The organism is Streptomyces sp. NPDC047315, assembly GCF_040643215.1.
In the GTDB taxonomy this organism is placed as follows: domain Bacteria; phylum Actinomycetota; class Actinomycetes; order Streptomycetales; family Streptomycetaceae; genus Streptomyces.
On the sequence record NZ_JBEYTZ010000006.1, the window covers coordinates 240,890 to 261,556 of the forward strand.

The 20,667-nt window shown below is 72.3% G+C and carries 15 protein-coding genes and 1 pseudogene; 5 read left to right on the top strand and 11 right to left on the bottom strand.

The genetic code is table 11. The features are described 5' to 3' along the window. Positions 1-63 precede the first annotated feature (63 nt). Together ABZ842_RS09030 and ABZ842_RS09035 are read right to left on the bottom strand one after the other, a co-directional pair. Positions 64-1,806: a pyruvate dehydrogenase gene (locus tag ABZ842_RS09030; RefSeq protein WP_361534121.1), complete on the bottom strand. Its 1,743-nt coding sequence runs from the start codon at positions 1,804-1,806 to the stop codon at positions 64-66. Between the two features lie 82 nt (positions 1,807-1,888). Continuing rightward, complete coding sequence (locus ABZ842_RS09035) at positions 1,889-3,421, bottom strand: protein phosphatase 2C domain-containing protein (protein WP_361534124.1); 1,533 nt, start codon at positions 3,419-3,421, stop codon at positions 1,889-1,891. Between the two features lie 211 nt (positions 3,422-3,632). Here ABZ842_RS09035 and ABZ842_RS09040 point away from each other — a divergent pair, with 211 nt between their 5' ends. The 3 genes from ABZ842_RS09040 (at position 3,633) to ABZ842_RS09050 (ending at position 7,804) form a co-directional block, all read left to right on the top strand. Beyond that, positions 3,633-4,622 carry a helix-turn-helix domain-containing protein gene (locus tag ABZ842_RS09040; RefSeq protein ID WP_361534361.1) on the top strand — a complete coding sequence of 330 codons (990 nt, stop codon included), beginning with the start codon at positions 3,633-3,635 and terminating at the stop codon, positions 4,620-4,622. A gap of 75 nt (positions 4,623-4,697) precedes the next feature. Further along, complete coding sequence (locus ABZ842_RS09045; protein ID WP_361534127.1) at positions 4,698-5,183, top strand: DUF456 domain-containing protein; 486 nt, start codon at positions 4,698-4,700, stop codon at positions 5,181-5,183. 215 nt (positions 5,184-5,398) lie between these two features. Then, a complete protein-coding gene (locus ABZ842_RS09050) occupies positions 5,399-7,804 on the top strand; it encodes a glycoside hydrolase family 95-like protein (RefSeq protein WP_361534130.1) in 2,406 nt (801 codons plus the stop codon). A 186-nt stretch (positions 7,805-7,990) separates the two neighbouring features. Here ABZ842_RS09050 and ABZ842_RS09055 read toward each other — a convergent pair whose 3' ends face one another. Then, positions 7,991-9,550, bottom strand: coding sequence for an FAD-dependent oxidoreductase (locus ABZ842_RS09055; protein ID WP_361534133.1), 1,560 nt, complete (start codon positions 9,548-9,550; stop codon positions 7,991-7,993). Between the two features lie 196 nt (positions 9,551-9,746). Here ABZ842_RS09055 and ABZ842_RS09060 point away from each other — a divergent pair, with 196 nt between their 5' ends. Then, entirely contained in the window at positions 9,747-10,118 is a 372-nt protein-coding gene (locus tag ABZ842_RS09060; RefSeq protein WP_361534136.1) for a PPOX class F420-dependent oxidoreductase, read from the top strand. Positions 10,119-10,222: 104 nt separating this feature from the next. Here ABZ842_RS09060 and ABZ842_RS09065 read toward each other — a convergent pair whose 3' ends face one another. Continuing rightward, the gene (locus ABZ842_RS09065; RefSeq protein WP_361534139.1) at positions 10,223-10,915 is read right to left on the bottom strand and encodes a hypothetical protein; all 693 of its coding nucleotides are present in this window, start codon (positions 10,913-10,915) and stop codon (positions 10,223-10,225) included. Between the two features lie 78 nt (positions 10,916-10,993). Continuing rightward, entirely contained in the window at positions 10,994-11,329 is a 336-nt protein-coding gene (locus ABZ842_RS09070) for a hypothetical protein (RefSeq protein ID WP_361534142.1), read from the bottom strand. Between the two features lie 217 nt (positions 11,330-11,546). On the opposite strand from ABZ842_RS09070, the gene ABZ842_RS09075 reads away from it, so the two are divergent. Further along, a complete protein-coding gene (locus tag ABZ842_RS09075; protein ID WP_361534145.1) occupies positions 11,547-13,916 on the top strand; it encodes an AAA family ATPase in 2,370 nt (789 codons plus the stop codon). On the opposite strand, the gene rsgA is transcribed toward ABZ842_RS09075, so the two are convergent. From rsgA to ABZ842_RS09105, 6 genes and pseudogenes are all read right to left on the bottom strand, one after another. Beyond that, a complete protein-coding gene (gene rsgA / locus ABZ842_RS09080) occupies positions 13,913-15,043 on the bottom strand; it encodes a ribosome small subunit-dependent GTPase A (RefSeq protein WP_361534148.1) in 1,131 nt (376 codons plus the stop codon). The two genes, ABZ842_RS09075 and rsgA, sit on opposite strands and share 4 nt — an antisense overlap. A 371-nt stretch (positions 15,044-15,414) precedes the next feature. Next, a complete protein-coding gene (locus ABZ842_RS09085) occupies positions 15,415-15,981 on the bottom strand; it encodes a GH25 family lysozyme (protein WP_361534151.1) in 567 nt (188 codons plus the stop codon). Between the two features lie 267 nt (positions 15,982-16,248). Then, positions 16,249-16,593 (bottom strand): rhomboid-like protein, encoded by a 345-nt coding sequence (locus tag ABZ842_RS09090; protein ID WP_361534364.1) that lies wholly within the window; start codon positions 16,591-16,593, stop codon positions 16,249-16,251. A 1-nt stretch (position 16,594) separates the two neighbouring features. Next, a pseudogene (locus tag ABZ842_RS09095) lies at positions 16,595-17,881 on the bottom strand (phosphatidylglycerol lysyltransferase domain-containing protein); the annotation flags it as partial. A gap of 177 nt (positions 17,882-18,058) precedes the next feature. Then, positions 18,059-19,279 carry a TetR family transcriptional regulator gene (locus ABZ842_RS09100; RefSeq protein ID WP_361534154.1) on the bottom strand — a complete coding sequence of 407 codons (1,221 nt, stop codon included), beginning with the start codon at positions 19,277-19,279 and terminating at the stop codon, positions 18,059-18,061. Positions 19,280-19,443: 164 nt separating this feature from the next. Next, entirely contained in the window at positions 19,444-20,601 is a 1,158-nt protein-coding gene (locus ABZ842_RS09105) for an acyl-CoA dehydrogenase family protein (RefSeq protein ID WP_361534157.1), read from the bottom strand. Between the last annotated feature and the right edge of the window lie 66 nt (positions 20,602-20,667).

A 20,667-nucleotide genomic window follows, 5' to 3' on the forward strand; every position in this document is an offset into this window, starting at 1 on the left:
GGGGAGGGGATTTTTCCCGCAGTGGGCGGATGTCGTCTACGTCCGATGCGACAGTCGCCGGCCTCACGGCCTGGGCACATTGCGCAGGTTGGAACGGGCCATCTGCACCATGCGTCCGACGCCGCCGTCCAGGACCATCTTGCTCGCGGAGAGCGCGAATCCGGTGACCATCTCGGCACTGATCTTCGGCGGGATGGAGAGCGCGTTCGGGTCGGTGACCACGTCGACGAGGGCCGGCCCCTTGTGCTTGAAGGCGTCCTTGAGGGCGCCCGCGAGCTGCCGGGGCTTCTCGACCCGTACGCCGTACGCGCCCGACGCCCGCGCGATGGCCGCGAAGTCCGGGTTCTGGTTGTGGGTGCCGTACGAGGGCAGCCCGGCGACCAGCATCTCCAGGTCCACCATGCCGAGCGAGGAGTTGTTGAAGAGCACCACCTTCACCGGCAGGTCGTACTGGACCAGGGTGAGGAAGTCGCCCATCAGCATGGTGAACCCGCCGTCCCCCGACATGGAGACCACCTGGCGGCCACGGTCGATGAACTGCGCCCCGATCGCCTGCGGCAGGGCGTTCGCCATCGAGCCGTGGCTGAAGGATCCGATGATCCGGCGCCGGCCGTTGGGCGAGATGTAGCGGGCGGCCCAGACGTTGCACATGCCGGTGTCGACGGTGAAGACGGCGTCCTCGTCGGCGAGCTCGTCGAGGACGGACGCCACGTACTCCGGGTGGATCGGCACGTGCTTGTCCACCTTGCGGGTGTACGCCTTGATGACGCCCTCCAACGCGTCGGCGTGCTTCTTCAGCATCTTGTCGAGGAAGCGGCGGTCGTTCTTGACGCGGACGCGCGAGTTCAGACAGCGCAGGGTCTCCCGGACGTCGCCCCAGACCGCGAGGTCCAGCTTGGAGCGGCGGCCCAGGTTCTCCGGGCGGATGTCGACCTGGGCGATCTGCACGTCGTCCGGGAGGAACGCCTGGTACGGGAAGTCCGTGCCCAGCAGGATCAGCAGATCGCACTCGTGGGTGGCCTCGTACGCCGCGCCGTAGCCGAGCAGTCCGCTCATCCCCACGTCGTACGGGTTGTCGTACTGGATCCACTCCTTGCCGCGCAGCGCGTGGCCGACGGGCGACTTCACCCGCTCCGCGAACTCCATCACCTCGGCGTGCGCCCCGGCGGTGCCGCTGCCGCAGAAGAGGGTCACCCGGTCGGCCGCGTCGATCATCGCCACCAGCTTGTCGATCTCCGCGTCACCGGGGCGGACCGAGGGGCGGGAGGTGACCAGGGCGTGCTCGACCGTCTTCTCCGGCGCCGGCTGGGAGGCGATGTCGCCCGGCAGGGACACCACGCTCACACCGCTCTGGCCGATGGCGTGCTGGATCGCCGTCTGGAGCAGTCGGGGCATCTGCTTGGGGTTGGAGATCAGCTCGCTGTAGTGGGAGCACTCCCGGAAGAGCTGGTCGGGGTGGGTCTCCTGGAAGTAGCCGAGGCCGATCTCGCTGGAGGGGATGTGCGAGGCGAGGGCGAGCACCGGGGCCATGGAGCGGTGGGCGTCGTACAGCCCGTTGATCAGATGGAGGTTGCCCGGGCCGCAGGAGCCGGCGCAGGCCGCGAGCTTGCCGGTGATCTGGGCTTCGGCACCGGCCGCGAAGGCGGCGGTCTCCTCGTGCCTGACCTGGATCCAGTCGATGGAGGAGCTGCGGCGGATGGCGTCGACGACGGGGTTGAGGCTGTCGCCGACGACTCCGTACAGGCGCTGCACCCCCGCCCGGACGAGGATGTCGACGAACTGTTCCGCCACGTTCTGCTTGGCCATGGGAGGGTGCCCTTCCTCGCGTTGACGGTCCGAAGATCCATCAACCCACGCCGCGCCGCATTTCGCCTCCCGTTTACTCCGGCTACCCGCCTGCCCGCCCGGTGGCTTCGCCGGACTCCCACACGGCGACGGCCGTGCGGTCGTCGGCGTACCCCTTCACCCTGAGCTGGACGTCGGTGAGGAAGGCGGCCAGGCCCGGGGGCTCGTCGGCGCCCCAGCGGGTGGCCAGCTCGGCGGTGAGCGCCGGCTCGTCGCGCAGCGGATCGGCCAGTCCGGTGCTGCACAGCAGAAGGACGTCATCGGGGCGGGCCACGGACGCCCGGAAGCGGAACGGCCCGGCCGACGGCTCTCCCCCGGCCGTGGGCGCCGCCGCCTCGGAGGGCTGGGGCTCGACGTCCTGCCACTCCCCCTCGCGGAGCCGGAGGAGGCCGCCGGGGCCGACCCCGAAGAAGACCCGGGTGCGGCACTGGGCGTCGACGGGCAGCAGCAGACAGCGCAGCGCGGCGGTGTACTCCTCGGGCGGCACGCCCAGGTCGGCGGCGGTGGCCCGCAGCTTGCCGAGGCTGCGGTCGGTGAGCCGGTGCAGCCCGGACTTGAGGTCGCCGCGCCGACCGGCGCGGATGTCCTCGGCCAGCCGGGCGTGGCTGCGCCCGACGGCCGCGGCGATCCAGCGGCACGCGTCGGCGGCGGCCCGGTGGGCGCCTTCGGCGGCGCGGGCTCCGGTGGCGACGACGACCAGCACCAGTGCGCCGTTGCCCGTCCCGAACCTGGCGGTGAGCAGGGCGTCGCGCCTCGGCTCGCCCCGGTAGCGGGCGGAGTCGCCGCGCAGGGACGCGGCGCGCAGGGTGAGGCCGCCGTAGTGCGCGCCGTCCAGGACGGTGTCGGCGACGAGTTCTTCGACGGCGTCGGGGTCGGCGGCGGGCAGCGCGGTGGGCTCCGCGTCGTACGTCGGCGGTCCGTCGCCGACGTATCCGGGGTGGGGCCGTGCGTCGGCGGGCCTGCGGGCGCGGGGGACGGACGGTGCGCCGGCGGACGGTTTGCTGACGGGCGGTGCGCTGACGGGCGGGGGTGTCGGTTCGTCCCACGGGCTGCCCGCGCCGGGCCGGGCGGGTGCCGCGTCGGCGGGGCGGCGGGGGTCCGGTGGCCGCGGCGGGGCCGCCACTGCGGGCGGCGGTGGCGGGGATAAGTCGACCGTCGTCGTACGGGCCAGGTGAGGCGGCTGCTCGGCGGAGCGCGACGGCTCCCCGGCGGTGAACTCGGGGTCGTCGAGGGTGTCGGCGGGGTCGGCCTCCCACCAGGCCCGGGGGCGCACGGCCCCCGGGTCCGACGCGGCGGACGGCTCGTCGAGCACCACGGCCCGAGCGGACGGAGCAGGCGGCGGAGCCGGTGCGGATGGCGTGAACGGTGCGGGTGATGCGGGCGGTGCGGCCGGTGGTTCCTCGGCCGGCACGGGCTCCGACACTGCGTCCGTGGCGGAGGCGAAGCGGTCGTCGAGGGTGTCGACTGCGTCGTCCGTACGGGCCGCAGGACGGCCGGTGTCCAGGGCGGACTCGTCGTACAACCGGTTCCACCAGTCGTCCGCCGCGTCGGTGGGCTGCTCCCCCTGCTGGCTCATGCCCATATTTTCCACCGCACGGGCCGCGGGAAAACGGCGCTTGTCGAAAAGCTATAAGTGTCACGAACGCGCGACGCGCCCGCCGACGACCGTGTTTCGACCCGGCCGCCTTGGCACAGTGAGGTGTGCCGGGAGAATGCGAAGGCTCGACGCGGTCAGCGCGGCGGCTGGCGGGACGCGTTCGCAGGTGTCCGGGGAGGGGCGGGGTCTGGTGCTGGGAGCGATAGGTCTCGACGAGAGGCAGGAGTCCGCCTATCGGGCTCTGGTGGCGTTGGGGGCGGCCGAGGTCTCGGACCTCGCGCACCGGCTCGCGCTGCCGAGGACCGATACGGAGCGGACCCTGCGCCACCTCGAACGGCAGGGGCTGGCCGCGCAGTCGTCGGCGCGGCTCGGGCGCTGGGTCGCGGCGCCGCCCGCGGTGGCGCTCGGGGCGCTGCTGACCCGGCAGCGCGAGGAGTTGGAGCAGGCCGAGCGGGCGGCGGAGCACCTCGCGGAGGCGTACCGGGCGGAGGCGGCCGAGCCCGCGGTGCACGATCTGGTGGAGATCGTGACGGGCGCCGGCGCGGTGGCGCAGCGCTTCCGTCAGTTGGGGCTCGGCGCGGTGGCGGAGGTGTGCGTCCTGGCCACCGGCGACCCGGTGGGCTACGGGGCGGACGGGGGTCCCGGTGCGCCGGGCGTTGCGCATCGCGTCGTCGTGGCGCGGGAGCGGCTGTCCGCGCCCGGCGGGGTGCACGGGGTGACGGCGGCGCTCGGCCGGGCCGATCAGGTACGGGTGGCCGACCGCGTGCCGACCCGGCTCGTGATCGCGGATCGGGCGCTGGCGATGGTGCCGCTGCGGGAGCTGGGCGAGCCTTCGGCGCTGGTGGTGCACGGCAGCGGGCTGTTGGAGTCGCTGTTGGGCCTGTTCGAGGCGGTGTGGCGGGACGCGGTGCCGCTGCGGCTCGGCGGTGCGGGCGGGAGCGGCGCGCAGGGGGCCGCGGTCGAGGAGACGCCGGTGCGGCCCGACGCGACCGACCTGGAGATCCTGTCCCTGCTGCTGGCGGGGATGACGGACGCGCGGGTCGCCAAGCACCTGGACCTCGGCCTGCGGACGGTCCAGCGGCGGGTGAAGGGCCTGATGGAGCTGAGCGGCGTCAGTACCCGCCTCCAACTCGGCTGGCACGCCCACGCCAACGGTTGGCTGACCCGCTTGCCCTCGTAGGGCCCCGCGGGCCTGGGGTCGGGGCGGGACGGATCTCGGGCGGCGGAGCTGCCCGGCATCCGGCACGCTGGGCAGATGAGCGGCATAGGGCAGCTCCTGCTGCTGGGCCTGGTGATGCTGCTCGGGCTCGTCGGGGTGCTCATCCCGGGCGTCCCGGGCCGCTGGCTGGTGTGGGCCGCGATGCTCTGGTGGTCGCTGCACGAGCAGACCGCGCTGGCCTGGGTGCTGCTGGTGTGCTCGACCGCCCTCCTGTTGATCGTCCAGGTGGTGCTCTGGCTGCTGCCGGCGCGCCGCATCCGTGACTCCGGGGCCAGCCGCCGTACGGCGGCCTGGGCGGGCGCCGGGGGGATCGTCGGGTTCTTCGTGGTGCCGGTGGTGGGTGCCGTCGTGGGCTTCGTCGGAGGCATCTATCTGTGCGAGCGACGCCGCCTGGGCGGCCACGGCCAAGCCGCCGCCGCCACGCGCACGGCGATGCGCGCGGCCGGGACGAGCGTGTTGGTGGAGCTGTTGGGGTGTCTACTCGTCGTGGGGGCGTGGTTGGGCGCGGTCATCTGGGGCTAGCGCGTGCCTTTCGGAAGCCCCGCCGTGTGCGGCTTCCGTCACCACCGTTCACATACGCGCCCGCACATCGGATCTCTCCCTGCTGTATTGACGCGCTTCACTCCCTTCCCTACCTTCCGCTACACAGAGCTCGGATGACTGGCGCCTTCATCCGCCCCTGCCCCGTTCGCTCACCGGCGCGCCCAAGCCGGCTCACTGGGACGACTGGAGGCTCCATGGCACCCCCGCCCGCCCCGTCCAGGAGAACCGTCCTCGCCTCCGGCACCGCGGCGCTGACCGCCGCCGCCACCCCCGCCGCCGGTGCCCTGCCCGTCCGGGCCGCGCCCGACGGCGCCGCGCTGGCCCCCGACCCCTGGCGCACCGTGCTCGACGACGCCGACCTGGTCTGGCACCGGCTGCCGAAGACCTGGTACGAGGGCCCCTTCCTCGGCAACGGTCACCTCGGCTCCGGCATCTACGCCGAGCCCGGCGGCGCGAACGCGGTCCGCTTCAACGTCCAGCACTCCGGCGTCCAGGACCACCGCCCGCGCTTCGGCTCCCTCTTCGGGCTGGCCCGGCTGCCGATCGGCCACTTCACCCTGGAGCCCGTCGGCACGATCACCGCGGTCGACTGGCGGCTGCGCCTGCACGGCGCCGAACTCACGGGCACGGTGACCACCACCGCCGGGGAACTCCGGCTGCGGGCCTTCGTCCACGCCACCTCGCCCGTGCTGGCCGTGGAGGTCGCCCCCTCGACCGGCGAGGCGGGCTTCCGCTGGGTCTTCCACCCCGCGGAGGCGATCAGTCCGCGCGCCGCCTTCCGCCCGCTGCCCGACGGTTACACGGGCAACCCGCCGGCCGTCGTCGAACGGCACGGCGCGGTCACGGCCGCGGTGCAACCGCTGCTCGCCGGCGGCCAGCACGTCACCGCCTGGCGCGAGCGCACCGACCGTACGACGCCGTACGCACACGGCACGACGCCGTACGGGGGCGGGACGGCGTACGCGAGCACGACGGCTCCGAACGCGGACCGACCGCCGCGCCGGACGCTGTACGTGACGGTGGCCCACTCCTTCCCGCGGACGACCGCCCGCGTCCGGGCCCTGGCCACGGTGCGCCGGGCGTCGACGTCCCCGTACGACTCCCTCGCCGGCCCCCACCGGACCTGGTGGGACCGCTTCTACCGGAAGGGCTTCCTCTCCCTGCCCGACGCCCGACTCCAGCGCTTCTACTGGATCCAGCTCTACAAGGTCGCCTCCGCGGCGCGCCGGGACGCCCCCGTGATGGCGACGTGCGGCCCCTGGCTGGAGCCCACTCCGTGGCCGAACACCTGGTGGAACTTGAACGTGCAGTTGGAGTACTGGCTGATCCACGGCTCCAACCACCTGGAGCTGGACGCGGTCAGCCGCGCCCTCGGGGAGTACCGCGAGCAGTTGACGGCCGAGGTCGCGCCCCCGTACCGGGCCGACTGCGCGGGCGTCCCCCGCACCACCGACACCCGGCTCGTCAACGGCGGGGCCACCCCGCCGGGCAACGGCTACGGCGTCGGCGTCCCCGGCCGCAACCCGCCGACCCCCGAGGTCGGCAACCTCACCTGGGCCCTGCACAACGTCTGGCTCTCCTACCGCCACACCCTGGACCGCGCGCTGCTGCGGGACACCCTCTTCCCGCTGCTGCGCCGGGCGGTCTCGTACTACCTGCACTTCCTCTCCCCCGGCCCGGACGGCAAGCTGCACCTGCCGCCGACTTTCTCCCCCGAGTACGGCGTGGACGCGCCCGACTGCAACTACGACCTGATGCTGCTGCGCTGGGGCTGTCGCACCCTGCTGGAGTCCGCGCAGGAGCTGCGGATCGCCGATCCGCTGGCACCGCGCTGGCGCGAGGTGCTGACCAAGCTGGTGCCGTACCCGGTCGACGGAGACGGCTTCATGATCGGGGCGGGTGTCCCCTTCGCGAAGTCCCACCGGCACTACTCGCACCTGCTGGCGGTCTACCCGCTGTACGAGGTCACGGGCCGCACCGCCGAGGAACGCGCCCTGATCCAGCGGTCCCTGGACCACTGGGTGAGCTTCGAGGGCGCCCTCCAGGGCTACACCTTCACCGGCGCGGCCTCGATGTCCGCACTGCTCGGCTCCGGCGAGGACGCGCTGCGCTACCTGGAGCAGTTGATGGCCCGGTACATCCAGCCCAACACCATGTACAAGGAGTCGGGTCCGGTGATCGAGACGCCGCTGTCGGCGTCCCAGTCGGTGCACGACATGGTGTGCCAGTCGTGGGGCGGGGTGATCCGGGTCTTCCCCGCGCTCCCGGCGCTCTGGCGCGACGTGGTGGTGCACGACTTCCGCACCCAGGGCGCGTTCCTGCTGAGCGCGGTCCGCCAGGACGGCCGCACCCGCTGGGTGCGGCTGCGCAGCGAGGCGGGTGCGCCGTGCGTCGTACGGCACGGGATCGACGGCCCGGTGGAGGTGACCGACGCCCACGGCCGCCCCCTGCGGTGGGAGGCGGCGCAGGACGGGGCGATCCGGATCGAGCTGACGCGCGGCGGAACCGCGCTCGTCGCGCGGCGCGGCGACCGCCCGGACTTCCGGATCGCCCCGGTCGCGCCGAACGCACCGGCACCGCGGTGGGGCCTACCGGCCTAGGCCGTGCCCGCGAGGTTCCGCGCCTGGACGGAGCCGCCGTTTCCTGAGGGAGCGTTGGTCTCCACAGCCCGGTGGTGGGCTGGTCGCGCAGTTCCCCGCGCCCCTGTTGTTCATCCCCCGTCACTTGTCTGCGGGCTGGAGGTGGAGGTGTTTGGGGCGCGTCCCGGGCGTGCCCTGGGGCGCGATTCAGGGGCGGACGGAGAGCGCGTGGCGGAAGACGTCGCGCGGGTCCCAGCGCCGTTTGACCGCGCGCAGCCGGGCGTGGTTGTCCTTGAAGTACAGCGTCTGCCAGGGGGTGTCCGAGGTGTTCCACCGCGGGTCGGCGAGGTCGGTGTCCGGGTAGTTGACGAAGGCGCCGTCGACGTTGCCGCCCGGCACCGGCACCCCTCCGGTGTCGGCGAACAGGTCGCGGTAGCAGTCGCGGATCCAGGCGAGGTGGGCGGACGCCTGGTCGGGCCGCTCCCAGGCTGCGAGGGCCGCGAGCTTGAGCACCGAATCGCGGTGCGGTGCGGCGGTCGAGGCGACAGGAGTGGTGTTGACGGCGCCGCCGAAGGTGTTGAGGGCGACGCTCCCGGCGACCACGTCGACGTCGGCCCGCGTCAGGTGCCGGTGGACGACGGCCGTCTGACGGTCGGTGAGCCCGCCGCGGAGGAAGCCGGACTTGATCTTGACGTGCCAGTCCCCGACCGACTCCCCGGAGCCGCGCAGCGCGGCGGTGAGCCAGGGCAGCCGGCGGGGGCGCACCTCGGCCGGCCGTACGGTCCCGGCGCTCAGGGCGCCGAGGAACCCGTCCAACAGCCTGCGGTCGGGTCCCTCCTCCGCCGCGACCTGCCCGATGAGCAGATGGTCGCCGGTGGCGCGGCGCATCAGGACGAACTCCGCGTACAGCGCGGCGGCCGGGTCGTCCGCGGCTCCGTGCCGCTCGGCCCAGTCGCCGTAGTTGCGCACGAGGCGGGCGAAGCGCTCCTCGTCCATGCCCTCCCAACTCCACTTCGCGGTGAAGGTCAGCGCGGTCGCGGTGGGTACGGGCAGCGCGCGCGTCGGGTCGGCGTCGGCCGGGGCCGCGGGCGAGCGGAACCAGAACCGGGTCACGACGCCGAAGCTGCCGCCCCCGCCGCCGGTGTGGGCCCACCACAGCTCGCGGTTCGGGTCGTCCTCGCGGCGGGTGGCGACCACGGTGCGCACCTCGCCGTCCCGGTCGACCACCACGACCTCGACCGCATGGAGGTGGTCGCTGACCAGCCCGTACAGCCGGCACAGCGGGCCGTAGCCGCCGCCCGGCACGTGTCCGCCGACGCCGACTTCGGCGTGGTAGCCGGCCGGCAGGGTCACGCCCCAGCCGAGGTACAGCTGCCGGTACACCTCGCCGACGGTGGCCCCGGCCTCGACGCTAAAGGCCCGGTGGTGGGGGTCGTAGACGACCTCCCGCAGGGGCGACAGATCGATGACCGCGGTCACGTCCGGGTGGTCGACGAAGTCCTCGAAGCAGTGCCCGCCGCTGCGGACGGCGATGCGCGCCCCGGACCGCACGGCCTCCCGCACCGCGCGCACCACGTCCTGCGTCGAGCCGGCGAGATAGACCCGGTCGGGCCTCCCGCGGAACCGGTTGCTGGCGCCGCGGGAGACCAGATGGCCGTAGCGGGGGTCGTCCGGGCCGATGCGCAGGGGCCCCGGAGGCAGCCCTCGTGCGTCGTCGTCCGCGGTTCGCTGGGCGTGGCCCTGTGCTCGTGCGTCGCTGCTGTTCATGGCGTGCTCCTCACCCCGTCGTACCGGTGGCGCTTCTGACGCGCCGTCCGTCGCACGTCGACGCTAGGCAGCCGCGGCGGCGCGGGCAGGTGGGGCAGGGCGAGGATCGGGGGTGTACGTAGCGACACCCCCGACCGACGGTCGTAGGCCGATGGTCCGATGCCCGCGGCTGCGGTCGGCGTGTGAGGCTGCGTGCATGACCGAATTCACCGAAGCCGAGCGGGCCTACCTCGCCACCCAGCGGCTGGGGCGCCTGGCGACCGTGGACCCCAACGGCCAGCCGCAGGCGAATCCCGTCGCCTTCTTCCCCCAGCCCGACGACACGATCCTGATCGGGGGCCTCGCGCTCGCGACGACGAAGAAGTGGCGCAACCTCCAGCGGAACCCGAAGGTCGCGATCGTCGTCGACGACATCGCGAGCGTCACCCCGTGGCGGGTGCGCGGCGTGGACGTCCGCGGCGTGGCGGAACTCCTGACGGGCCCGCACGAGCTGGGCCCGCACTTCAGCGGGGAACTGATCCGCATCCACCCCCGCAAGATCCACAGTTGGGGGCTGACGGAGGAGTAGTCGTGCCGAATGCGGCCGGTGCTGCGGGAGGGCGCCGGACGCACCGGCCCTCACACCCGCCGGCCAGCGGGGCGGGAAGTGCCCCGGCGCGGCGCCGAGTTCCCTCACGGGGCGAGCGGCCAGGTGATCAGGTGGCCGCTCTGGGTGCCCACCACCGCGGGGAAGCTGTCCCACCAGGACGGCAGCTCGACCTTCCCCTCCTCGACCTCCATGGCGACGTCCCACTTCGTTCCCGGCCGGTCCGGCTCGACGGTCGTGGCGCACGTCTGGGTGCCGCCTGCTGCGAGTTCGTAGACGCAACGTCGGGGAGCGCGGTCGGGACGGTGGTCCTTGCCGTGGGTCAACCAGACGAACACGGTGACCTCCCCGGCGCCCTTCGCGACGACGTGGCCCTCGATCCGGAGCTTCCCGTCGTCGGTCACCTTGATGCAAGGACGACCGGAGGTCGTCGAGGTGAGTTTGACGGCGGGTTGCCGGCAGCCTCCTCGCGTAGTCGGGGCCGTCGGCGCCTCGGTCGCCAGCGACGGCGCGGCGGAACCGTCCGCGGGAGGGGGCGTCGCGGTGGCCACGGCGGGTGAGGGCGCCTCGGCCCCCGCCGCGGGAGGCGGGTCCGACGGCCGGTCGCGCAGCCAGAACGAGCCCACGAGGAGCGTCATCACGAGGATTCCGGCCACGCCCAGTTTGGGCGAGAGGCCGAAGTGGTTCTCTTGGCGGTCGACTTGGTACTGGATGACGCTACCGGCTTCGGACGCCTCGGCGCGCTGGTCGTGCTTCCTGGGCCCGTCCTCGTCAGCCACGACGGCGCCTCTTTCGGCGGCCGTGGTCGCCTCCGACCTGGACGACGCGGCCGTTGCCCGACGCTTTCGCCCGCTGGCTCAGCCCGCTCCCGGGCCCCCGTCGGACCTCGGCGCACCGGCGCCCGCGTCGCCCGCGATCTGCACCACGTCCCCGTCGTCGGTGACGTCCGCCTCTTGGTCGATCCGCTGCCGATCCGCGGACGGGTCCGCTCCGTCCTGTGCGGCCCACCAACCGACGGCGCCACCGACGGCGGCGGCGGTCACGCCCGCGAACGCGGCCAACACGCCCCAGCGGGCCTCCTCCCCCTCCGGCAGCCATCGCGCGGAGACCGCACTGACCGCCCACAAGCACAGGCCGAACGTGACCGTCGAAGCCACCACGGCCAGGAGCCAACGCACAGGACGCGCTGTCATAAACACCTCAATTGGATTCGTTCCTCGCCTTCGTACGCCCGCCCCGGTGCGGAGACCGTCGCGCGAGAAGCGCAAGAAGGCGGGGGACGAGGATCGCCGAGGGTGGAGAATGTTCTCCAGTTCAGCCGGGAAGGAAATCAACCGGTCAACGACCGAACAAAGCGTCGGGGGGCTAACCGTGCAGCACGGGCCGGGGCGCAGGGAGAAGCCGCTTGACTTGTCCTGTTCGGACCCGTTGACCGAGTTCGCCGAAGACCTGCGTCGACTGCGCCGGCGGGCCGCCATGACGTACGCGGACATGTCCGCCGTCGCGAACTACGCCGCGAGCACGCTCTCTCAGGCGGCGACGGGCCACCGCCTGCCTTCGTTGGACGTCGTCCTCGCGTACGTGCGGTGCTGCGGTGGGGACGTCCACGCCTGGCAGCTCCGTTGGGACGCGTTGCGGCGCTCCCTCGCCGGGGTCGACGACGACGCACCCGCACCGGAACCTCCGGGCCGGTCGTCCGGCCCGTGGTGGCACACGCAGACGTCGGTACCGGACGAGCCGACGAGCTTCGTGGGCCGCGAGCGGGAGTTGGGCGAGGTAAAGGACCTCCTGACGCGCGCCCGGATCGTGACCGTGATCGGCACCGGAGGCGTCGGCAAGACGAGGCTGGCGTACTGGCTCGCCCGCCGGCACGCCGGTGACTACGCGGACGGCGTGTGCCTGGTCGAACTGGCGGACCTGACCGATCCCGCCGTGCTGCCGGAGCGGGTGGCCACCGCCCTGGGCATAGCAGACGACCCGGCGCGCACCACCGCAGCCGCGCTGGCGATGGAACTGGCGGGCCGACGCATGTTGCTGGTGCTGGACAACTGCGAACACCTGCACGCGGCGAGCGCCCACCTCGTGCGGACCCTGGTGCGCGCGGCCCCCCGGTTGACGCTCCTGGCGACAAGTCGACAGGCGCTGGGCGTACTGGGCGAGCACCTGCTGCACGTCGCACCCTTGGAGCTCCCTCCTCCGGGTGCCGCCCCGAGCGAAACGACCGTGGACCGCTATCCCGTGCTGCGCCTGTTCCAGGACCGCGCCGCGGCCGTGCGGGGCGGCTTCGCGGTGACGACCGCCAACCGGGCCGCCGTCGTGGAACTGTGCCGCAGGCTCGACGGGCTGCCGCTCGCCGTCGAACTCACGACCCGCTGGCTGCGCACCCTCACCGTGGGCCAGCTGCTGGAACACCTGGACACCACCTTCACCCTCCCGGCCACCAGCGGGCCGCCCGGCAACACCCGCCACCGAACGATCCACTCCGTCCTCAGTTGGAGTCAGAGCCTGTGCACGGAGGCGGAGAACCGGGCGTGGGAACGGATCTCGCTGGTGCCGGGCACGATGTCGCTGGATCTCGTGGCGGCGCTCGCCGGCGGCAGCGGGGTCCCCGAGCCGCTGGCCGCCGTTTCGGGGATCGTGGACAAGTCGCTGTTGTTCACCTCGGTCCACGACGACGTGATGCGTTACCAGATGCCGGAGACGATCCGCGGACAAGGCTCGGGCCGGCTGTCGGAGCAGCAGAAGACCGCCGTCCGACGAAAGCACCTGGCCTGGTGCCGCGAGCAGGCCGAGGCCGCCGCCGAGCAGTGGTACGGCCCCGGTCAGATGTCCGCGCTGCACGGGATCAGCACCGAGCACCACCACTTCCGTACCGCGCTGTCCACCAGTTGCCCGGGCGGCGCGGCCGACCGACTACGGATCGCGGGCGCGCTATGGCTGTACTGGAGCGCGTGCGGGCACGTCAGCGAAGGGCGGCGGCGTCTCGAACAGGAACCTGCCGAGGACCGCGGTCCCGCCGCGGACCGGCTCCCGGCGCTGTGGGCCGTCAGCTTCCTCGCCCTGATCCAAGGAGACCTCACGTCGGCCGGCCGGTACGCCGACGCGGCGGAGGAGCAGGCGGAGATGCTGCACACGCCCACGTTCAGGGGGCGGGCGAAGATGGTGCGCGGCCTGATCAGGTTGTTCTCCGAGGAGTCGAACGAGGCGATCCACGAGTCGTCCGAGGCGCTGGCCGTGTGCCGATCCGTCGACGACGGGATGGGCATCGCGATGTCCCAGGCCCAGATGGGACTGGCCCATCTGCACCTGGGCCACGACGACGAGGCACAGGAGCACCTTTCCCGGGCGATGGACATGGGGCGGGTGGCCGGCGAACGGTGGCACCACTCGTACGTCCTGTGGTGCCTCGGCCTGCTCCACCTGGAGCGTGGTGCGCCGGAAACCGCGGTGGCGCTGCTCCTGGAGTGCATCGAGGCGAAGCGCGTGCTCAAGGACCGGGTGGGCGCCGCGGCGGTCGTCGAAACGCTGGCCTGGGCCGCCCACGCACTGGGCGGCCACGAGACCGCGGCCCGCCTCATCGGCGCGGCCGAGGCCGTTCGGCCCATCGGCGCCATCGGCCTCTTCGGCATGCAGCGCCTAATCCGGGACCGGGCGCGGCACTCCGAGGCCATCCGCGCCGCACTGGGCACCGACCGCTTCACCGCCGCCCACGAGGAGGGCGCGCGCCTCACCCCGGCCTCGGCGATCACCTACGCGCTCGCGCCCGACGGCTGCTTCTAGCGCGGCCGGCGCCCCCGCTTGGCGTCGGCGGCGGCCCGGTTCTGCGCGCCCTTGATCCGCCAGTCCCTGCGCAGTTCGGCCCGCAGCCGCGCGTCCGTCTTCGCGACGATGTGCCGGTTCTCCCGCTGCAGCTTGTCGTAGCTCTCCAGCCGCCGTACGGGCAACTCGCCCGCGTCGACGGCGCGGCGGACGGCGCACCCCGGCTCGGACCGGTGGGCGCAGTCGTGGAAGCGGCAGCGGGCGGCCAGTTCCTCGATCTCGGCGAAGACCTGCCCGACGCCCGAGCCGGCGTCCCACAGTCCGACGCCGCGCAGCCCCGGCGTGTCGATGAGCACTCCGCCGCCGGGGAGGAGCAGGAGGTTGCGGGTCGTGGTGGTGTGCCGCCCCTTGCCGTCGACGTCCCGTACGGCCTGCACCTCCATGGCGTCCACCCCGGTGAGCACGTTGGCGAGGGTGGACTTCCCGGCACCGGAGCCGCCGAGCAGCACGGTGGTGCCGCCGGCGACGACGCCCGCGAGGACGTCGGTGCCGGCGCCGGTGTGGGCGCTGACGGGGATCACCCGCACGCCGGGCGCGGTGGACCCGGCGTCCTGGACGAGGTGTTCGACCGTGGCGGCTGACGGCACGAGGTCGGCCTTGCTGAGGACGACGACGGGCTGCGCGCCGCTCTCCCAGGCCAGGGCGAGGTACCGTTCCAGCCGCCCGAGGTCGAGTTCGGCCGCGAGGGACAGGCAGATGACGACGGTGTCGACGTTGGTGGCCAGGACCTGGCCTTCGGACCGCTTGGACGAGGTCGACCGCACGAAGGCGGTGCGGCGCGGCAGCAGCGTCCGCACGTACCGCGGATCGCTGCCGCCGGGGTCGACCGCGACCCAGTCGCCGGTGCACACGACCTTCATCGGATCACGCGGCACCACGAACTCGGTGTCGGCCCGCACGGTGCCGTCCGCGGTGACGACGTCACACAGCCCCCGGTCGACCCGGACGACCCGGCCAGGCACGAGACCCTGCGCGGCGTACGGGGCGAAGGCAGCGGACCAGGCGTCGTCCCAGCCGTAGAGGGCGAGGGCAGGTTCGACGTCAACGGAGGAAGTGGAGGTAGACGGGTTCAGCAGATTGCTGGACAAGATGGGGAAACCCTTCAAAGGGTGGCCCCGGCAGCGCGCTCGGCGCGCGGAAGCGAAAGGGTGTCAGCCGGAGACCACGGGGGTGAAAACGATGAACTCCTGAACACGGGCACGACCCGTCACCTTGGCAGTCATCACAGTCCTCACCTCCGACTTCCTCAACCAACCGAACCGAGAGGGGCACAGCCCTCCCGGCGGAACGGGATGAAGGCTAGTCCCACGCCGACGCGGCACGCCATCCATTTATCGACGACTACCCAGCCGGCGTGCAGCACCAACCCCACAGGCCACGTCACCCAGCCACGCCGAGTGTCCTGACGAGCCCTGCCACGGCAAGAGCGGCACGCTCTGAGCCGACCGCGCGCCCGCGTTCAGGCCAGGAGCCCCCTCGCCCAGGTGCGGAGCGCCGCGTGGCTGGGGAAGTCGGCGACATCACGGTCGAGCCCGCCCGCCGAGCTGTACTGGTGGAAGCGCCAGGCGTGCTTGACGCGCGGATGCCCGGCCTCGGTCACATCCGCAATCCACAGGCCGTCACCGCAGTCGGAGCTCGTGTCCCGGTGGAGCCAGAAATCGGTGTTGCAGTACAGGACCACGCGGTTCTTCGGCCGCAGCCGCCTCACCTCGGCGAGGAAGGCGTCCTTCTCCGCGCAGGAGGCGGCCGTGCCGTCACTCGTGGTCTCCCAGTCGCACGCCAGGACGTCGCCCGGCACACCGGCGCAGCGCTCGACGAAGTGAGCGGCCTGCGAGGCGATGTCACGGGGCCACAGGAAGTGGTAGAAGCCGACCACGACGCCCGCGTCCCGCGCCGCTGCAGCCTGCTTGCCCTGTACCGGACTGGTCCAGGTGTGCCCTTCAGTGGCCTTGACGAACACGAAGTCGAGTCCGCTCGCGTCGTACGTCGGCTGATAGGCCGAGACATCCACACCCTTGACGGTCATGACCGTGCGTCCCCTCGCTGGGGGCGTCCGCGGATACCGGACGCCTGATACGCCTCTGTGGGCAGCGGATTCCGCGGTCTCCCGGCGCGGCCGGGTGTGATGCGGCTTCCGTACCGGTTGGTGCATACCCGCCCCCGATGCCGGACACCTCGGTGTTCCGGCCCGTTCGAGCTCACGCCCCGGCGCATTTGCATCGGGCCCGGCGCTCACCCGGCTCCTTCACTCCGGCACCCGGCGGCGGACCGGGGCCCACCAGCACATGGCGTATCAACCGCCCTTCCAGGGACGGATGTTCGGGGGCAGGACGTCCCTCGGGTTCCAGGCGGGGCCCCGGTGCCGGGTGAGGGGATAGCAGGCCAGCCCGATGAGGACCGAGGTGAAGTGGCCGAGGTCGGTGAAGGTCCGGCCGACGACGAGGGGAATGCCGTAGACGGCCAGGACCACCGCGAGGTACGCGTATCGCCAAGGTGCCACGATGCGATAGGTGAGCACGCCGACGACACCGGCGAGCGCGTAGCTCACCCCGACGTCGAGGGTGTTGACGGCCGAGTGCGGCGCGAGGCCGTGCCGGATCGCCCACAGCAGGGCGCCCTCGCTGATGAGGGTGGCCAGCACAGCGCCCGTCCTGCGGGTCGCCGAGTCGGCCCAGCGCCATGGAGAATCCGCGTTCCGTCGATCCGTCGCGCCAGTCGTCCGCCCCCTCGATCATCTCCGTCATCTCCTCCGGCGGCATGTCCTCGTGCCGCCTGATGCGCACGGTGTACCCGGCGCGCTCCACGCGGCGGTGCGCCTGGCGGACACCCCGTATGGCCCGGCCTTCCAGGGTGAACTCGCCGATGTCGACGATCGCCTCGTCGCCCAACTCCAGAGCGTTCAGCCCGTGTCGGACGTAGACCGTGCCGCCCTCCTCGCTCGCCCCGATCACGGAGGGCGTCCAGCCGTGTTCGCGGGCCTGGACCAGCCATCGGTCGATCGCTCCCGGCCATGCCTCCGGGTCGCCGATCGGATCGCCGGACGCGAGCGAGACCCCGCTGACGACCCGGTAGGCAACGGCCGACTTGCGCGAGGGCGACCAGATGACGCTCTTGTCGCGACGCAGGGCGAAGTAGCCGAGGGAGTCCCGGTCGCCGTGCCGCTCCAGCAGCGCCCGCAGGTCCCGCTCGTCCTCCTCGGTCATCGGGTCGACGGCGCGCCGGGACCGGAAGGCCGCGTACAGGACCACCAGGATCAGCGTCGTGCTCATCAGGTTGATGAGCACATTGGCCCAGCCAGGGGTGGCGATGCCCTCGAAGTGGACGTCGTCGTAGGCGAGCGAGAACATGCGGAGCAGGCCGTAGTGCCAGCGCTCCGGGAAGTCGGAACGTTCGGGATGGGGGGCCGCGTTGGTCACCGTGACCATGGCGGCGGCGAGCAGCGAACCGACCAGCAGCCCGAGGATCCCCACCACCGCCGCCAGTTTCGAGTTGGCGGGGTCGCCCTTCGCGTAGAACTCGCGCCGCCCGACGAGCAGCGCGGCGACGAAGAACGCGGTCAGCAGGGCCGCGAGCCAGTTCTGGACGTGCGGCCGGTACGCCGGCAACCCCAGGGCCAGGGCGGTCAGCACCAGAGTCAGCCCGGCCGCGGCGAGATTGAAGATCCAGGCAGCACGTTTGCGCCGGCGCATGGTGATCGCCAGGAACAGGGCGATGGCTCCGGAGGAGAATCCTGCGGTCAGCAGGTACGGCGTGCCGAACTCGTCGTCGCCGTGCCGCCGGATGTCGTTTCCGAGGGACACCCACACGGCGCCCAGGAAGTCGACGAAGGCGACGGCCCTGAGGTACCAGACCGCTGAGACGTATCCGCGCCGTGACCAGTCGCCGCGATCCGTCCCCGGTCGCGGACTCCGTTGGACGCGCCACATGCGAGCGACCCCAGAGGCTGCGGCACCCTCGGACGCGCTCCGCAGGATGCGGTGAACGGATGAACTCGCGCTCCGAAGACCCATCCTCGGCTGCAGGAACGGTGCGGACGTCTCATGGCAGTCCGCGAGGTCGCCCGCCCAACCTCTGTTCAGGCGGTGGGCCTTGGAAGGGGACGGTCACCGCTTCGCGGACAGCAGGGCGGTGCCCAACTCGGTCAGGCGCTCGGGGAGGTCGGGCGAGAAGGGCGCGGTGGTCGTGCGGACCACGAAGTGGATCATCGCGTGGGCTGCGTGGACGACGGTGCGGAGGTCGGAGTCGCCGTACTCGGGCTCGACCGCGCCGAGCGCCTGGAGCCAGACGTCCATGTAGTCGACCTGGTAGTGGCGCAGCGCGGTGCGTTCCTTGTTCGGCAGGTGGTTGCGTTCGTGGGTGAGGAGCCCCACGAGGTGCCGCTGTTCGACGGTGACGGAGACGTGGGCGCGCAGCAGGAGTGCCAGGACCTCGTCGGCGGAGCGGGCGAGGGAGAACGCCCGCTCCGCCCCGGTGCGCAGTTGTTCGCCGCCGCGGTTCATGGCGGTGACCAGGATGTCCGTCTTGCTCGGGAAGTGCCGGTAGACGCCCGAGGCCACGATCCCGGCGGCCTCGCCGATGTCGGCCATGGTCACGGACTGGTAGCCGCGCTCGTCGAAGAGTCGGACGGCTTCGGTGAGCAGTTGGTCGCGGCGTCGGCGGGGCATCGAGGTGCCCGTGCCGTACGGGCCGGGCGCGGGCTCGGGCTCCGGCGGCCTCGTCGGCGCCGGCGTCAAGGGTGCCCGTGCCACCGCCGCCGCCAGTCGGAAGACCAGGGCCTCCTCTTTGCGCCGTGGAGCACCGCGCCGCAGGGACTGGCCTCCGAGGGTGCCGAGGACGGCGCGGGCGACGAGTTCCGCTTCGGGGGCGTCCAGATCCGGTCGCTCGGCTCGCAGCAGCGGGAGGAAGTCCGCCACGATGTCCGCCTCGCGGTCCTGGACCGCTGCCCGCTGGGACTCCTCCAGGTGGCGGGATTCTCGTTCCCAGACGGCGAGCAGGTTTCCGGGGCCGACGACGAGGGCCGTCAGGGCGCGGATCGCGGCGTCGAGGTCGCCGGCCGTGCGGATGGTGGTGTCGACCGTGTCGAGGGCGTCCAGGACGGTGTGCAACAGCAGGTCCTGCTTGTTGCGGTAGTGGTGGTAGAGCGCGGCCGGGGTGATGCCGACGGTTTCGGCGACGTCGGCCACGGAGACGTTGTGGTATCCGCGCCGGACGAAGAGGTCGGTGGCGGCGGAGCGGATGAGCGCCTTGCGGTTGGGTGGTCTGCGCGCTGCCACGTCTTCGCTCTTCCGCCGAATGCCGATGTCGATGTCGATGTCGATTGCCAATGCCGATTGTCGAATGCCCAACGCGGACGCCGGATGCCGGACGCCGATGCAGGTGGTCGCCGGTGGTGGACAGTGAGGGCCGGACCCGCCCGCTGGCCGACCAGGCCATCCGATCGGCCCTCCCACCTCCTCCGAGCCCGGAAGCACCCCGCGGCGGGCCGTGCTCACAGGCCCATGTCCTTGGCGATGATCGTCTTCATCACCTCGCTCGTGCCGCCGTAGATCCGGTTGACCCGGGTGTCGGCGTACATCCGGGCGATCGGGTACTCCAGCATGTAGCCGTAGCCGCCGTGCAGTTGGAGGCACTTGTCGATGACGCGGCCCGCGGTCTCGGTGCCGTGCAGCTTCACCCTCGCCGCGTCGGCCGCCGTGAGGTCTCCCGTCTCCTCCAGGTCCAGGGCCCGGTCGCACAGCGCCTGTGCTGCGGTCACGTCGGTCTCGCACTCGGCGAGCACGAACTTGGTGTTCTGGAAGGCTCCCACGCGCTGGCCGAAGACGGTGCGCTGCAGGACGTACTCCTGGGTGAAGTCGATGGCCGCACGGGCCCGGGCGACGGCCTCGACGCCGATGGCGAGGCGTTCGCGGACGAGGTTGTTGCCCAGGTACGCGAAGCCCTCGCCCTCCTTGCCGAGGAGGTTCTCGACGGGCACGCGGACGTCGGTGAAGGACAGTTCGTTGGTGTCGGACGAGCGCAGCCCGATCTTCTCCAGCTTGCGGCCGTAGGCGAAGCCCTCGCTGTCGGTGGGGACGACGAGAAGGCTCAGGCCCGCCCTGCGGTCCTCGGCAGTGGCGGGCGAGGTGCGGGCGACGACGACGCAGAGTTCCGAGTTGCGGGCGCCGGTGATGAAGGTCTTGGCGCCGTTGAGGACGTAGTGGCTGCCGTCGGCCGACAGCTTCGCCGTGGTGCGGATGCCGGCCAGGTCGGAGCCGGTGCCGGGCTCCGTCATCGCGATGCACAGCATGATGTCGCCGGTGGCGATGCCGGGCAGCCAGCGCCGCCGCTGGTCCTCGTCGGCGAGGTGGAGCAGGTACGGCAGCACGATGCTGGTGCTGACGCCGTAGTGGCCGAGCATCACTCCGGCGTACGCGCACTCCTCGTTCAGGACGGCCTGGTACTTGTAGCCGGTCTCGCCCGGTCCGCCGTACTCCTCGGGGATGTCGAAGCCCATCACCCCGAGGGCGCCCAGCTTGCGGAACAGGTCGCGGGGCGGCAGGCCCTCCTTCTCCCAGGCGTCGAAGTGGGGGACCACCTCGTTGCGGACGAAGTCGCGGATCACGGTCCGGAAGGCTTCGTGGTCCTCGTTGAAGACGGTGCGCTTCATGGGTGTCGTCTCGTTCCTGTGTGAAGGGGCCTGTACGAAGGGGCCTGCACGAAGGGCGGTGGCAGG

Excerpts from the sequence above, each read along its gene's own strand:
- ABZ842_RS09030 (WP_361534121.1), bottom strand. The coding sequence starts at position 1,806 with ATGGCCAAGCAGAACGTGGCGGAACAGTTCGTCGACATCCTCGTCCGG.
- ABZ842_RS09035 (WP_361534124.1), bottom strand. The coding sequence starts at position 3,421 with ATGAGCCAGCAGGGGGAGCAGCCCACCGACGCGGCGGACGACTGGTGG.
- ABZ842_RS09045 (WP_361534127.1), top strand. The coding sequence starts at position 4,698 with ATGAGCGGCATAGGGCAGCTCCTGCTGCTGGGCCTGGTGATGCTGCTC.
- ABZ842_RS09050 (WP_361534130.1), top strand. The coding sequence starts at position 5,399 with ATGGCACCCCCGCCCGCCCCGTCCAGGAGAACCGTCCTCGCCTCCGGC.
- ABZ842_RS09055 (WP_361534133.1), bottom strand. The coding sequence starts at position 9,550 with ATGAACAGCAGCGACGCACGAGCACAGGGCCACGCCCAGCGAACCGCG.
- ABZ842_RS09060 (WP_361534136.1), top strand. The coding sequence starts at position 9,747 with ATGACCGAATTCACCGAAGCCGAGCGGGCCTACCTCGCCACCCAGCGG.
- ABZ842_RS09070 (WP_361534142.1), bottom strand. The coding sequence starts at position 11,329 with ATGACAGCGCGTCCTGTGCGTTGGCTCCTGGCCGTGGTGGCTTCGACG.
- ABZ842_RS09085 (WP_361534151.1), bottom strand. The coding sequence starts at position 15,981 with ATGACCGTCAAGGGTGTGGATGTCTCGGCCTATCAGCCGACGTACGAC.
- ABZ842_RS09105 (WP_361534157.1), bottom strand. The coding sequence starts at position 20,601 with ATGAAGCGCACCGTCTTCAACGAGGACCACGAAGCCTTCCGGACCGTG.